Genomic DNA, 13,010 nt, shown 5'->3' with positions numbered 1-13,010 from the left:
CCACATCCATACTCGCGTACGTAGTAGGCAGCCCAGTAGTTCTCACGCTTGAAATGATACGTCCACCAGCGAAGCCAAACCAGCGTTATGAGACGGTTTGGCACGCCTCACGTCACCCCATTTCACCAGGGAATTCGCTCATCGAGGTTTGCCGAACCCGACGGGGACCCATTCAGAAAGCAAGGTCGGACACACCCCGCGGATTGTGACGGCGAATCACCACTACGCAGCGGTTAAGCTGGGAGTTATGAAGAATCCGGTTCTCGTCGTTGATTTCGGCGCCCAGTACGCCCAGCTCATTGCCCGCCGGGTCCGTGAGGCCAAGGTGTATTCCGAAGTAGTGCCCAGTGACATGTCGGCCGCGCACATGCTCTCGCGTGAACCGGCGGCGATCATCCTCTCCGGCGGACCCGCCTCGGTCTATGCCCAGGGAGCTCCACAGGTTGACAAGGCCATCTTCGAGGCGGGCGTGCCAGTGTTCGGCATGTGCTACGGCTTTCAAGCCATGGCCAAAGCCCTCGGCGGAACCGTCGAACAAACCGGACTCTCGGAGTTCGGTGGCACCCAACTAGACCGCAGTGGCCCATCGGTCCTGTTCGGCCAGACCCCACAGGCCCAGTCAGTGTGGATGAGTCACAACGACTCCGTCACTGTGGCTCCCGACGGCTTCACCGTCACCGCCTCCAGCGCCGGCGCCACCGTCGCGGCGTTTGAAGACACCACCCGTCGCCTCGCCGGAGTCCAATTCCACCCCGAGGTCGGCCACACCGACTTCGGGCAGGAAATTCTGAGTCACTTCCTGTACGACATCGCGGGCCTAGCCCCGTCTTGGACCGCCGACAGCATCATTGACGAGCAGGTCGCGAAGATTCGCCAGCAAGTGGGAGACAAGAAGGTCCTGTGCGCCCTCTCAGGCGGAGTGGACTCCTCGGTCGCCGCCGCTCTCGTTCACAAAGCCGTAGGCGACCAGCTCACCTGCGTCTTCGTTGACCACGGGCTCCTGCGCGCGGGCGAGCGCGAACAGGTCGAAAAAGACTACGCCTCCATAACCGGCATTGACGTGCGCACCGTCGACGCCTCCGAGCAGTTCCTGAGCGCGCTGGCGGGAGTCACCGACCCCGAACAAAAACGTAAGATCATCGGTCGCGAGTTCATCCGCACCTTCGAAAAGGCCGCCCGTGATCTCAGCGCTGAGAAAGACATCGAGTTCCTCGTGCAAGGGACGCTGTACCCGGATGTCGTCGAGTCGGGCGGAGGCACCGGCACGGCAAACATCAAATCCCACCACAACGTTGGCGGGCTGCCCGAGGACCTCAAGTTCGACCTGGTCGAGCCGCTACGCACCTTGTTCAAAGACGAGGTGCGAACGATTGGCTTGCAATTGGGCCTGCCCGAATCGCTCGTGTGGCGGCACCCCTTCCCGGGTCCGGGTCTGGGCATCCGCATCATTGGTGAGGTCAACCGGGAGCGGCTGGAGACTCTACGAGCCGCCGATGCCATTGCCCGCGCTGAATTGACCGCGGCCGGTCTGGAGCGGGACGTGTGGCAGTTCCCCGTGGTGCTGTTGGGCGATGTGCGCTCTGTGGGAGTCCAAGGCGATGGCCGCACCTATGGTCACCCGATCGTGCTGCGCCCAGTCTCGTCCGAAGACGCGATGACCGCCGACTGGTCACGCCTGCCCTACGACCTGCTGAGCAGGATCTCCACCCGGATCACCAACGAAGTCCGCGAGGTCAACCGGGTCACGCTCGACATCACCTCCAAGCCCCCGGGAACCATCGAATGGGAGTAGTCGGCCTCGTCGCGTGAACCAGTTCTCACCGGCGTCACGGTCGCGATGAGTTTTTAGGTGGCAGCCGTGTCCACCGCAGCTCGCGCGCGCAGCGTCAACGTCGTAGGGGGCGACGTTGGCCACATGTGGACAACTGGGGCAGGCGCGCGCTGACCCCGACATATCGCCTGCGTGGCTTAGCCCTGACGGCGTGCCTCGATCGAGACGCCGTCAGGGCTGCCGCATATGAACCCCAACGTGCCCTTTGCGAACAGTGCCCCCATCGTGGTTCACATCTGGGCTTTTCCTGCCGACCCCACTAGGAAGCGCCGCGTAAGCTTGAAGAATGTTTTCCAGCTTCCGCATAGCCGCATACGGGGAAGCGCGAGATGAAGCCGGCCGTCTGCTCTTGACGCGCGCGACCCGCAAAGACGGGTCGGTCGGCCCCTGGCACCTGCCGGGCGGGGTCCTCGAACACGGAGAAGCCCCGTTCGACGCCGTCGTACGCCAATTCAATCGCGACACTGGCTTCACCGTAGCTGCCGAAACACCGCTGCAGGCGGTGTCGACGGTGCGCCGCGACGTGCACACCAATGCCATCATTTACCGTGTCCGTCTGCTCGATGAACCCAATGCCGACAACGCGAGCGACCCTAAGGGGGGCCGGGCCCGCCGCAACTGCCAATGGGTTACGCCCGAACAGGCATCAGCTGAAGATCATTCGCCTTTCGTCGCCGCCGTATTGGGCACCAAGGATCTGCGACTGGCAGATGTCGCCCAGCCCAAAGCGCCACAACAACCACGCCCCACCCCACCCACCAAAGCGCGCAAAGGCCGCCGCAAACGCGGCCAACGCTTTGGTGCCTACGGACTGGTCACTGACCCGACCGGCGAGATGTTTCTCCTGGCCCGTATCGCCACCGGCTACCCGGGAGCGGGCGGGTGGCACCTGCCTGGCGGTGGCGTGGACTTCTCTGAACAGCCCCGGCGTGCCGTTGCCCGTGAAATTTTCGAAGAGACTGGTCAGCACGCCATCATCGGCCAATTGCTCGACGTGACGTCGTTTCGACACCGCCGCGCCATCGGCCCTGAGGGATACCCTCTCGATTGGCATGGTGTCCGCGCCATCTATCAGGCCACGGTCAGCGAACCGTCGACGGCTCAGGTTGTCGAGGCCGCTGGCGGCTCGACCTCTGACTCCCGTTGGTTCACTCGCGGTGAACTGGACCGGCAAGAACTCACCGCCGCGGTCGTTGACGCCCTCAAAGTAGTCGACGCGAAAAAGGCCGCCGATTCGGCGCCGCACACCAGCCAGGAACAAGAAGTGAAATCTGACCAATAGCACAAACGCGCCGCATCGCCGATTGTAAGTCGGCATCGGCCCAAGCACCCGAACCACGCCACCGTTGCCAATCATCACCAGCCCAAAACCGGCAAGCGGCCACAACCGGTCATCCGCACGCGCAACAGGCTGTAGGGCACATCCGTTAGACCCAGCGCACATTCCAGCGCTATCGCCCATACGATTTGTCGGGTAGTTTGTGGAGATAGACAGGTAAGACACGACCCATCCAAACCACAACCTGCACACATGGCTGGACGAAGACTTCGCGAGGAGACCAAAAATCTCCAGCGAGTCTTTCGTTCGCGCCCATGCCTAACATCGCTGGCGCACGAACCCGTGCCCAAGGCGCCATTAGGCGCAGACAAGCGTTCCCGCAGCGCAATGACGATCCAGTAGGACCCTAAGTGGCCGGGCAGATAGTGCCCAGACCGGTCAAAGCCTCCCCGCCGGGAGTATGGCCCTCCCGCTGGATCACGAAGGAGGAAGAGTGCGTCCAGCCCCTTGGCGACGTCACCGCACCGACGAACGAGCCACCAAACGGCCCCGCACGCAAGGCCGCTTCGCCCGCGGCCACCGTTCGCGCGCCCTCGCCCGCCGTATCCGCGTCAAACGCCGCAGACACGACCCTGACGAGGGGCCCCCTTGGGCCACAACGCCCACCGCCGCCCCCATCAGTCCCGCCCCCATCGCCACCCAGCCCTCCCCACCGGCCGCCGCCGACATCGACTTCGCCCTGGCCGATGACGAAGCCCCGCCCACCCCCATCCCACTTCTGCCCGGTCGGCAGACATTGCGCCGCCGCCTCTACTTCGCGTTGGCCAACCTGTGCACCGTCATTTCCATCGGTCTTGGAGTCAGTGCCATCCTGCTGGCCTCCCAAGGTCACATCACGTGGGCGGCCACCGTTTTGCTCGGATGCGTCATCATGGACGGCATCGACGGCCCACTGGCGCGCCGTCTCGGCGTCGCCAGTCCTTTCGGCGCGCAAATGGACTCACTGGCCGACATGTGTTCCTTTGGTGTCGCGGCCCCTGTGGTGGCTTTGCTGTGGCTGCACGGAGACACACCAGTGTGGGTGGCCGCCCCCGCCTGCGCGTTGCTCGCCGCCTGCGCGGCCATTCGCCTGGCCAGGTTCAATATCTCTCCCAAGGACGGGCGCTACTTCTCAGGAGTGCCAACGACCTTGGCCGCGATGGTGCTGGCGTTGGCGATCTTGATCTCGCCGAATCCGCAGCCTGCCGCGTTCTTGATGGTTGCCGGACTCGCGCTGTTTATGGTCTCGGGCTTTCCTTACGCGAAGGTCGGGCACTTGGCACGGCTGCCAGTGTATTTGTGGAGCTTGCCGATCGTTGGTTTCTGGCTCGACGCCGAGCTGACGTTTACGGTGATCATCTGCGTCTATCTGGCCAGCGGCCCCCTGCTGTGGCTGCATCACCGCCGTCACCAAGGGTCGCCACTGTCGATCTGAATTGTCCCCTAGCGCACGTTGAGGGCCGCGCCTCCCAGATGGGAGACGCGGCCCTCAACGTTGGGCTCTAACTGTTCCAGCGGGCGAGGACTGTCTCGCCACCTCGCACGATTTCACCGGGGGCGACGAGGGCTTCGGCCGCGTCGGTCGGCAAGTAAATGTCGGTGCGGGAACCAAAGCGGATCAGCCCGTAGCGTTCTCCTTTGGCCAGCGTTGCCCCGACCTTGGTCCGGTTGACGATGCGGCGTGCCACCAATCCGGTGCGTTGCGCGACAGCCACCCGGCCCCGTGCGGTCTCTAGGACTGTGTAGCAGGCGACATTGTGTTCGGCGTCTGGTTTCATCGCGGGGGCGTAGCCACCCTTCTCGCGGAAGACGTCCACGACTTGACCGGCGACGGGAGACCGGTTGACGTGGACGTCGAGCACCGATAGGAACACCGAGATACGCAGCCATTCCTCACCTGCGGCACCCGTGGCGGCACCGAAGCGTTCGTCAACGACGTGCTCGATACCCAGAACCTTGCCATCGGAGGCCGCGAGCACCGCGGTCGGGTCGTCATCACAGGGCCAATAATCGGCGTCGCGCACCGGGTCGCGGAAGAACGCGGCGACTGGCAGCGCGGCGGCGGCGGGAAGCATCCAAGCTTTCGAACGTGGACGGACCTTCTTGACCAGTGCGGCCGCGCTCAGACATAGCCCGGCGGCGATGACTCCGTTGGAGTCGATGTGCATGGTGCTCGTCAGCGGCACCGAGGAGGGCCGCCAGCCTGGTGCCACCTGTTCGGCGGTGACGGGTTTGGCCGTGCCCATGCGCAAGCGGTGAATCTTCAACGGTGGCCATGAACGCACCACCAAGTCAGTGCCGACCCCGTATTCGGAAACCAGCTCGGCTATCTCTTCGCGAGCCGGTGCGGTGAGGGTGGCGGCGAGGGTGATGATGCCGCCGGGAGCGACCTTGTCCCGCAACAGTTCCAGATCTTTGAGAAATTCCTCGGCCTCGCTGGTGACAGGAGCGGCCAACATGACGAAATCGGCGGCGGTCGCATCGGCTAGGGAACCGACCACCTCCACGTTGCCCGATAGGATTCCGCCCGCCTCAGCGCCGTCCTCTTCCCCGGTGGAGGTCCACGGCCACTCTGAGGCGATGCCTTCCTTGGTGGAGTTGACGTCTTCGGGGTTGACAACGACCGTGAGGTGGTCCGAACCCATGAGCGTTTCCAACGCCGCAGTCAAGACGGGATGTCCCCAGCTTGCCCCGACGACCAGGCCGGTCTTGGGGCCGGTGCGGCGGCTGAATTCATCGACGATGCCGCGAACGGCGGCGTTAGAGATTGACATACGACCGACTATATGGCCTCTGCGCCCTATGCGTGTGTCCTGGCTCGGCGAGGATTGTGAATCTCCCAACCTCCCAGCCTGAGCCGAACTCAGCTAGCGCAAGCGCTTGCTTTTTCACCTGCGGAAACATATGCCACGCAGTGGAAAGCGCCCGGTAGCGCGGAATACGTCGGTTATCGCGCTTCCCGGCGTTTACGGTTGAGAAACATGAAAGTTATTTCCGGTTTTGGGGTGCTTTGGCATCGTACTTTCGGTTGATTCAAAAAAATGTTCGGATGAATGGCCGAGCCGGGGCCAGGAGCGGCTCGTTTTCCCCGATGCAAGGAGATAACGACGACCCGACTCCTGCCAGGGGGCAGACGTAATGAAACGACAAATGTTCACGAGCACAGGATTCAAAGGCGCAGTGGCCGCGATGGCGGCCGGAGCGCTCGTGCTCATGGGAGCGGGAGACGCCGCTGCCCAGAACGGTGACGACGCAGTGCGCACCAACAACGTGGAGCCCATCACCGGTGAGGTGGAAACCAAGCCGGGCTATACCTTGCGCGGCGACACCGGCGATGGTCCGTTCTCCCTCGAAGCCAAGATCATCGGACTCTTCCCCGAAGGCTCCTCTGGCAATGACATGCTCCTGACCTACTGCATCGACATTCACACCCTCCTCAATGAAGACCTCGACTACATGGAGGGCACCTGGGAGGAGTCTGAGGTGCCCAACCTCGAGTTGGTGCGCTGGGTGCTCTTCAACGGATACCCCAATGCGAGCGTTGAGTCGTTGTTCGACCACGCCGACTTCGACGCCCCCACCGACTGGGACAACGAAACCTCTGTGAAGGTCGCCTACGCGGGAACTCAAGCAGCTGTGTGGAACCTGACCGACGACTTCGAGCTCAACACCGAGGACCCGGTACGCGACGGTGCCGAAGACGTGGCCGAAGCGATCGTTGGCATCTATGAGTACCTGCTCGACAATGCCGCTCCACTGCCGGACCCGTCCGACTACTTCATTGAGCTCGACGGCTTCGACGAGGCCGTCTACGAGGACGGCCGCTTCGGGCCCTACTGGATCAACTCCACGGCCGGGCCGGTCACCTTGGAAGCCGATGGTGGTTCGCTAGAGACCGAGAATGGCGACTCTGCGGTGACAGTCGATGACGGCGAGCGCTTCTACATCACGCTCCAGGAAGGTGCGACCGAGATCGTCATCCACGGCCATGCCTCGTTTGATTTGCCCATTGGTCGGGTCTTCATGGCGATCACGCCGGAGGAAGCGGCCAGCAGTAATCACCCGCAGGTCAGCGCCGCTCGCGATGCTTCGCAGAAACTCATCCTCGCTCAGCCGCGCGAAGGTGAGCTTCCGGCCGAGTGGGCCTTCAAGTTGGAACTGCCCGACGAGGAGCCCGCCCCGCGTCTGCCGGTGACTGGTACCAGCCTGACGTGGCTGTTCACCGCCGGAACTCTATTGCTGCTCGGTGGGATTGTGGCGCTGGTAGTCATGCGTCGGCGTACCGAGGACGAGGCGAGGACCGAGCAAAATTCCTAACGGCTTCCACGCCGCCAAAGCCTGATTCTCAGGTGAAGGCCCCGCGCATACGGTTGTCGCCCAACCCATAGGAGATACCCGAGCCACTTCGCTGACCCGACTATCCACGCGGGTGAAGTTCTGGCCGCCGAGGCGAGGGCCGTGTGCGTGACCCGGATGCAAGAGTAGGTGCAGTAGGTCGGCCGAGATGGTGCTGTCTCGGTCAGGGGCCACAATGTTCGGTTGACAGGTCACGGTTACCGACCTGTCAACCGAACATCTTTTTGTGTTCGCCCCGCTGGCGAAACAGAACCGAGAACTGAATGTGGAATGTCCTCCTCATCGATTTCTGCCGCAGAGGACGAACTGGCGTTGGGGGCTAACCGGAGACTTTCGGTTAGCCCCCAACGTGGTGCCTGAAGAGGCGCAGTCGCCACGGCCCAGGCGGAACCCATCCATGGAGACACCGTCGACACTGAGCGTCATTGCCATGGGGCAATGGCATGGGGTTGGGAATATTCGTGATGCCACCTCGTGAACCGCACCACGTGATCGTCCATATGCGAGTGATTCCACACCTGGGTGGAGTTTTCGCGACTGGGGCGGGTCGCGGAAACAATGCGACACCAGTCGTGCACCGCGAAGCGATATCAGGCCTCGCGCTAAGATGACGCCACTGCGAGAAGAAAGAGCACGCAGTTCCAAGCCCAATTGAACAGCGAAAACGCAGTCAAGTCACGCTTGCTAAGCCCCACAGCACGCTTGTGGCAATGGGTTGAACCCGTCGCACAGTCGCAAGCTTTGAGATAATCGATACCGCTGTGAACCAGTGTGGCCACCGGGTTGGCTTTGTGGCCAAATTGTTACCCCCGGTCTGCGCTGGGGCGTGGAGATCAACTTGCCTGCGCGACAACGAAATCCCAGCTTGGCGACTGCTCATGGAAACTCAGTGCTCGACCGCAACCATTTGCGGCTGAGTAACGTGTCTTCCTGTAGAGCAAACACGTCAATCCCTCTAAATCTCCTTAGGGACGGCTTTATTCCATGAAGAAATCACTAAAGTTCGCGGTAGCGGCAGTTGCCGGTACCGCGCTTGCCCTCGGATCTTCCGGGGTGGCGATTGCTGATGACCACGATGACAAGGCTCGGGGCAGTGTCGAAACCCATGAGCGCGTTAATCTAAAGAGCGCCACTGGCGATGACAACGACAACGGTCGGAGCTCCTACCTAACCTTCACTCTCGAAGGCAGCGACGACGAGCACGTCATTTACTGCATCGACATCGGTACCGGCCTTGAGACCAAGTACTGGCAGTACGAGCAGAGCTGGGAAGAGGTCGGGGTCGACGAACTGGGCAAGGTCCTGTGGATCCTGCACAACGGTTACCCCAATGTCGATGCTGTCGCCCTAGGCGAAGCCGCTGACGTCGAGCTCGGCGACTGGACGGAACGGGAAAACCAGGTTAATGCCTACAAGGGCACCCAGGCCGCCATCTGGCACTTCACCGACGGTTTCCGTCTCCACCAGGACGCGGTCGTCAACGGTAGTGACGAAGAGAGCGCCTACGTCTTCGCGGTCTACAACTACCTGGTTGAGAACGCCGAAGACCTCCCAGAGCCCCCTTCGGAACTCTTCCTGGAGATCGAAGACCTGCGTGAGTCTGACGAACTGGACGGCGACATTGCCGGCCCGTTCCAGCTCAACACCAACTCCGGTGAGATCACCTTCGAAATCGAAGGCGGCGTCATCCTCAACTCCGAGGGCGAGGAGACCACGACGCTGTACAACGGCGACCAGTTCTACATCCAGGTCGACGAAGGTGTCGAGCTCGTCAAGCTCAGCGGTGAGGGAAAGCTCGTGACCCCCATCGGTCGCGCCTTCCACCCGGAACCCCACTGGGAACACGTCAATGGCGGGTTTAGCACCATGAGTGACGAACCCCGCAGTCAAAAGCTGATCCTGGCTGAGCCGGTTCAAAAGGATGTTTCCGAAGAGTTCAAGTTCGAACTCGAAGTGACCCCGGAGGAGCCCGCTCCCAAGCTGCCCGTCACCGGTACCAGCCTGACCATCGCGGCCACCTCCGGTGCGGCTCTGCTCGCCGCCGGTGCGATCGCCATGGTGATGCTGCGCCGCCGCAAGGCCGCTGCCAGCTGGGGCGACGCCTAAACAATTAGGCACCGCCCAGCCATAACACGGCATTTCCGCCTCGTGGGCGGTCGCCGAACATATCGCGATTGCTGCGGGCTCAGACCCCACCGGTTAGCCCGCAGCGCCAGATTGGCGAGACAAACGCTTCGCGTTCGTCTCGCCAATCTGCATTCTCGGACTCGTTGAGTTGACATATTGCCTAGTCTCCCACTGCGTGGAAGCCACTGAATTAACAAAATGTTGTGTCTCGGCCCACCAGGTGCTTGCGCCAAGACGAATCTATGGCATACTTAACCCCGTGAAGCTAACCGCGCGATTTTACTTTTACTACGGCACCGGACGTCCGGGCCGTAGGTCGCGCTAGCCTCCAGACCTACTGCCCCGGGCGCCAAGCCTGGGGCTTTTTCTATGCCACGGGCTGACCAGAGGGGAACGAACCACCACACCATTGGGAGAACAGCCGTGAGCACCGCGACATCCACCGCATCTGAGTCGACCAACCCCGCCGGAATCTCTCCGGGGGACGCCGCCGCCGAACTGGACAATCTGCGCGAGGAAATCGACACCCTCGACACCCAACTCATCGAGATGTGGAACCGGCGGGCCGAACTTTCCAAGCGCATCGGCCAGCTCCGCATGGCCTCAGGCGGAACCCGCCTCGTGCTTGACCGCGAACGCGCCATCATGTCGAAATTCCGCACCGCTTTGGGCGAAGACGGCTCCCAAGTGGCCATGCTGCTGCTGCGCGCCGGGCGCGGACCGCTCTAGACCAGGAGCCGCGCCAGCCAAGTCCAGGTCCAGCCGACGACGTTGAGAGCCTGCGCCATACAGCACGCTGGGCGCAGGCACGGCCTTGAGTCACGGCCATCCCACCAACGCCGGTGGCCACAGTCGCGCTCGCATCGGGCATGCCAAACGAATAAGGTCACCGGCACCGGGCATAATCGAAGGGCTATGACTTTTGGGCTTGAATTCGACGCTGGACCAGACCACACCGCACGGACAAGGTTCGCCGATGGCGCACCCGGCAGCGGGCCCCACGCCCTGCTAGAGGGGCTAAACGAGCCCCAACGCCAAGCCGTCACCCACGCGGGCTCACCGCTTTTGATCGTGGCTGGCGCCGGTTCGGGCAAGACTCGGGTTCTGACCCACCGCATCGCCTACCTTCTCGACGAGCGTCACGCCCACCCGGGCGAAATACTCGCCATCACCTTCACCAATAAAGCCGCCGCCGAAATGCGCGAACGAGTGGAAACGCTGGTTGGCCCCCGCTCTCGCGTCATGTGGGTGTCCACATTCCACTCCGCTTGCGTGCGTATCCTCCGGCGGGAGGCCGCCCACTTGGGCTGGAAGACCAACTTCACCATCTACGACTCCGACGACGCGCGCCGCCTGCTCAGCCAGATCGTGAAGGACGCGGGCCTCGACGCGAAAAAGAACAGCCCTCGCTGGCTGGCCGCCGAGATCTCCAACCTCAAAAACGAGCTGATCGACCCCGAACAGGCAATCGCCAAAGCAGACGGCGCCAAGGCGACGCTCGTGGCCGATATCTATTCGCAATACCAACAGCGGCTGCGCCAAGCCGAAGCTGTCGACTTCGATGACCTCATTGTCGAGACCGTCCACCTTTTCCGTGCCTTCCCCGCCGTGGCCCAGTTCTATCGGCGTCGCTTCCGACACGTCCTCGTCGACGAGTACCAGGACACCAACCACGCCCAATACATGCTCATTCGCGAGCTAGTAGGCCACAGCGGCGGAGAAGTCGAACCGGCCGAGCTCTGTGTGGTCGGCGACGCCGACCAATCCATCTACGCCTTCCGCGGCGCGACGATTCGCAACATCCTGGAATTCGAACGCGACTTCCCGGACGCCAAGTGCATTCTGCTGGAACAGAACTACCGATCGACTCAGACGATTCTCGAAGCCGCCAACAAGGTCATCCGGCACAACGGAGACCGAGGACGCGAAAAGAACCTGTGGACTGCCCAGGACGACGGCAGCCGCATCCTCGGCTACGCGGCCGAAAACGAACACGATGAAGCCGGATGGATTGCCAAACAGATTGACGACCTTACCGACTCCGGTAAGGCGACGTTTTCGCAAATGGCGATCTTTTACCGCACCAACGCCCAGTCCCGCGCGTTCGAGGAGGTGTTCGTACGCCGTGGCATACCGTACAAGGTCGTCGGCGGAGTGCGCTTTTACGAACGCAAGGAAGTACGCGACCTGCTGGCCTATCTCAAGCTGACCGTCAACGAAGACGACACCGTCGCCGCCCGGCGCGTTATCAACGTTCCCAAGCGCGGTATCGGTGACAAGGCGGTCTCGTGTGTTGACGTCCTAGCCGACCGGGAAAGCATCTCTTTCCCCGCCGCGCTGCGCCGCGTCGAAGAGGCCATCGGTGTGAGCCCCCGGGCCAAGGGAAGTATCCAGAAGTTCAACGCCTTGCTGTCCGAGGCGTCCGCTCTGGCGGCGGATCATCCACCGGAAGTAGTGCTTGAGAAGATCATCGCCGACACCGGCTATCTCGAAGGGCTGGCCGACAGCCGCGACCCTCGCGACGAAGGCCGGATCGAGAACGTACAGGAATTGGTTTCGGTCGCCCACGAATACACCGAACGCACTTTGGCCAATGCCGAACTGGCCAGCGCGGCCGAGCGCGATTCCTTGAGCGAGGATGAACTGGCCGCACTGGATGCGAACTCCAGCGAGATCGAGCCGACCGTCGCCGGTTTCCTCGAACACGTCGCGTTGGTTTCTGACGCCGATCAAGTGCCCACCGCTGCGGACGAAGGCGGTGTGGTCACTTTGATGACCCTGCACACAGCCAAAGGGCTCGAATTCGACGCCGTGTTCCTGGCCGGGCTTGACGAAGGCATGTTCCCGCATGAACGCAGTAAGGCCAACCAGAAGGAACTGGAGGAGGAACGTCGCCTCGCCTATGTCGGGCTCACCCGTGCCCGCAAGTACCTGCATCTGACCCGCGCGAGCACGCGAACGATTTTCGGGCGGCCCGAGTTTTACACGCCTAGCCAGTTCCTGCGTGAAATCCCCGGTGAACTTATCGAGTGGGACTCGCCAGACCCGCTTTCGGCTTCCAAGGGCATCGGTAGCTCGGCGTTGGGGGTGAAGACGCGTACCATGGCCAGTTTCGGGCAACCCATTGTCATGAAGGAGCCCTCGGATGTGCCGGCACTTGACATTGGGGACCGGGTGTCGCACGACAAGTTTGGTCTGGGGCATGTCGTTGAACTCAAGGGTTCCGGGCCTCGAGCGCAGGCGCGCATCGACTTTGGTGGGGGCGAGCCGAAGTGGATCATTTTGCGGGTGGCTCCGATCAGTAAACTCTGAGGTCACCCAGGAGCGGGCGAAGTTGAGCGATCCGTACACATGGGAGGCCCCGGGGCGGATGCGTTC

Annotated in this window: 8 protein-coding genes; 7 read left to right on the top strand and 1 reads right to left on the bottom strand. The window is 62.3% G+C overall.

Annotated features, from left to right (window positions below):
• Nucleotides 1-247: 247 nt before the first annotated feature.
• The 3 genes from guaA to JQS30_RS13410 all read left to right on the top strand — a co-directional run bounded on the left by guaA (nt 248) and on the right by JQS30_RS13410 (nt 4,584).
• The gene (guaA, locus tag JQS30_RS13420; protein ID WP_213170751.1) at nt 248-1,792 is read left to right on the top strand and encodes a glutamine-hydrolyzing GMP synthase; all 1,545 of its coding nucleotides are present in this window, start codon (nt 248-250) and stop codon (nt 1,790-1,792) included.
• A gap of 325 nt (nt 1,793-2,117) precedes the next feature.
• Nucleotides 2,118-3,113: an NUDIX hydrolase gene (locus JQS30_RS13415; protein ID WP_213170750.1), complete on the top strand. Its 996-nt coding sequence runs from the start codon at nt 2,118-2,120 to the stop codon at nt 3,111-3,113.
• 490 nt (nt 3,114-3,603) lie between these two features.
• Nucleotides 3,604-4,584, top strand: a complete 981-nt coding sequence (locus tag JQS30_RS13410) for a CDP-alcohol phosphatidyltransferase family protein (RefSeq protein ID WP_246497925.1) — start codon at nt 3,604-3,606, stop codon at nt 4,582-4,584.
• 67 nt (nt 4,585-4,651) lie between these two features.
• On the opposite strand, the gene JQS30_RS13405 is transcribed toward JQS30_RS13410, so the two are convergent.
• Nucleotides 4,652-5,923: a phosphatidylserine decarboxylase gene (locus JQS30_RS13405; RefSeq protein ID WP_213170748.1), complete on the bottom strand. Its 1,272-nt coding sequence runs from the start codon at nt 5,921-5,923 to the stop codon at nt 4,652-4,654.
• 364 nt (nt 5,924-6,287) lie between these two features.
• Here JQS30_RS13405 and JQS30_RS13400 point away from each other — a divergent pair, with 364 nt between their 5' ends.
• The 4 genes from JQS30_RS13400 to pcrA all read left to right on the top strand — a co-directional run bounded on the left by JQS30_RS13400 (nt 6,288) and on the right by pcrA (nt 12,944).
• A complete protein-coding gene (locus JQS30_RS13400) occupies nt 6,288-7,466 on the top strand; it encodes a Cys-Gln thioester bond-forming surface protein (RefSeq protein WP_213170747.1) in 1,179 nt (392 codons plus the stop codon).
• 1,023 nt (nt 7,467-8,489) lie between these two features.
• Entirely contained in the window at nt 8,490-9,611 is a 1,122-nt protein-coding gene (locus JQS30_RS13395) for a thioester domain-containing protein (RefSeq protein ID WP_213170746.1), read from the top strand.
• A gap of 444 nt (nt 9,612-10,055) precedes the next feature.
• Nucleotides 10,056-10,361 carry a chorismate mutase gene (locus JQS30_RS13390; protein WP_246497924.1) on the top strand — a complete coding sequence of 102 codons (306 nt, stop codon included), beginning with the start codon at nt 10,056-10,058 and terminating at the stop codon, nt 10,359-10,361.
• A gap of 186 nt (nt 10,362-10,547) precedes the next feature.
• Nucleotides 10,548-12,944 carry a DNA helicase PcrA gene (gene pcrA, locus JQS30_RS13385; protein ID WP_213170744.1) on the top strand — a complete coding sequence of 799 codons (2,397 nt, stop codon included), beginning with the start codon at nt 10,548-10,550 and terminating at the stop codon, nt 12,942-12,944.
• Nucleotides 12,945-13,010 lie beyond the last annotated feature (66 nt).

The sequence above is a fragment of the Natronoglycomyces albus genome (assembly GCF_016925535.1).
Classification (GTDB): domain Bacteria; phylum Actinomycetota; class Actinomycetes; order Mycobacteriales; family Micromonosporaceae; genus Natronoglycomyces; species Natronoglycomyces albus.
This window is presented reverse-complemented; position numbering and strand designations above follow the sequence as displayed.

Coding starts and splice junctions, on each gene's coding strand:
- pcrA (WP_213170744.1), top strand. CDS start 10,548: ATGACTTTTGGGCTTGAATTCGACGCTGGACCAGACCACACCGCACGG.
- JQS30_RS13415 (WP_213170750.1), top strand. CDS start 2,118: ATGTTTTCCAGCTTCCGCATAGCCGCATACGGGGAAGCGCGAGATGAA.
- JQS30_RS13405 (WP_213170748.1), bottom strand. CDS start 5,923: ATGTCAATCTCTAACGCCGCCGTTCGCGGCATCGTCGATGAATTCAGC.
- guaA (WP_213170751.1), top strand. CDS start 248: ATGAAGAATCCGGTTCTCGTCGTTGATTTCGGCGCCCAGTACGCCCAG.
- JQS30_RS13400 (WP_213170747.1), top strand. CDS start 6,288: ATGAAACGACAAATGTTCACGAGCACAGGATTCAAAGGCGCAGTGGCC.
- JQS30_RS13395 (WP_213170746.1), top strand. CDS start 8,490: ATGAAGAAATCACTAAAGTTCGCGGTAGCGGCAGTTGCCGGTACCGCG.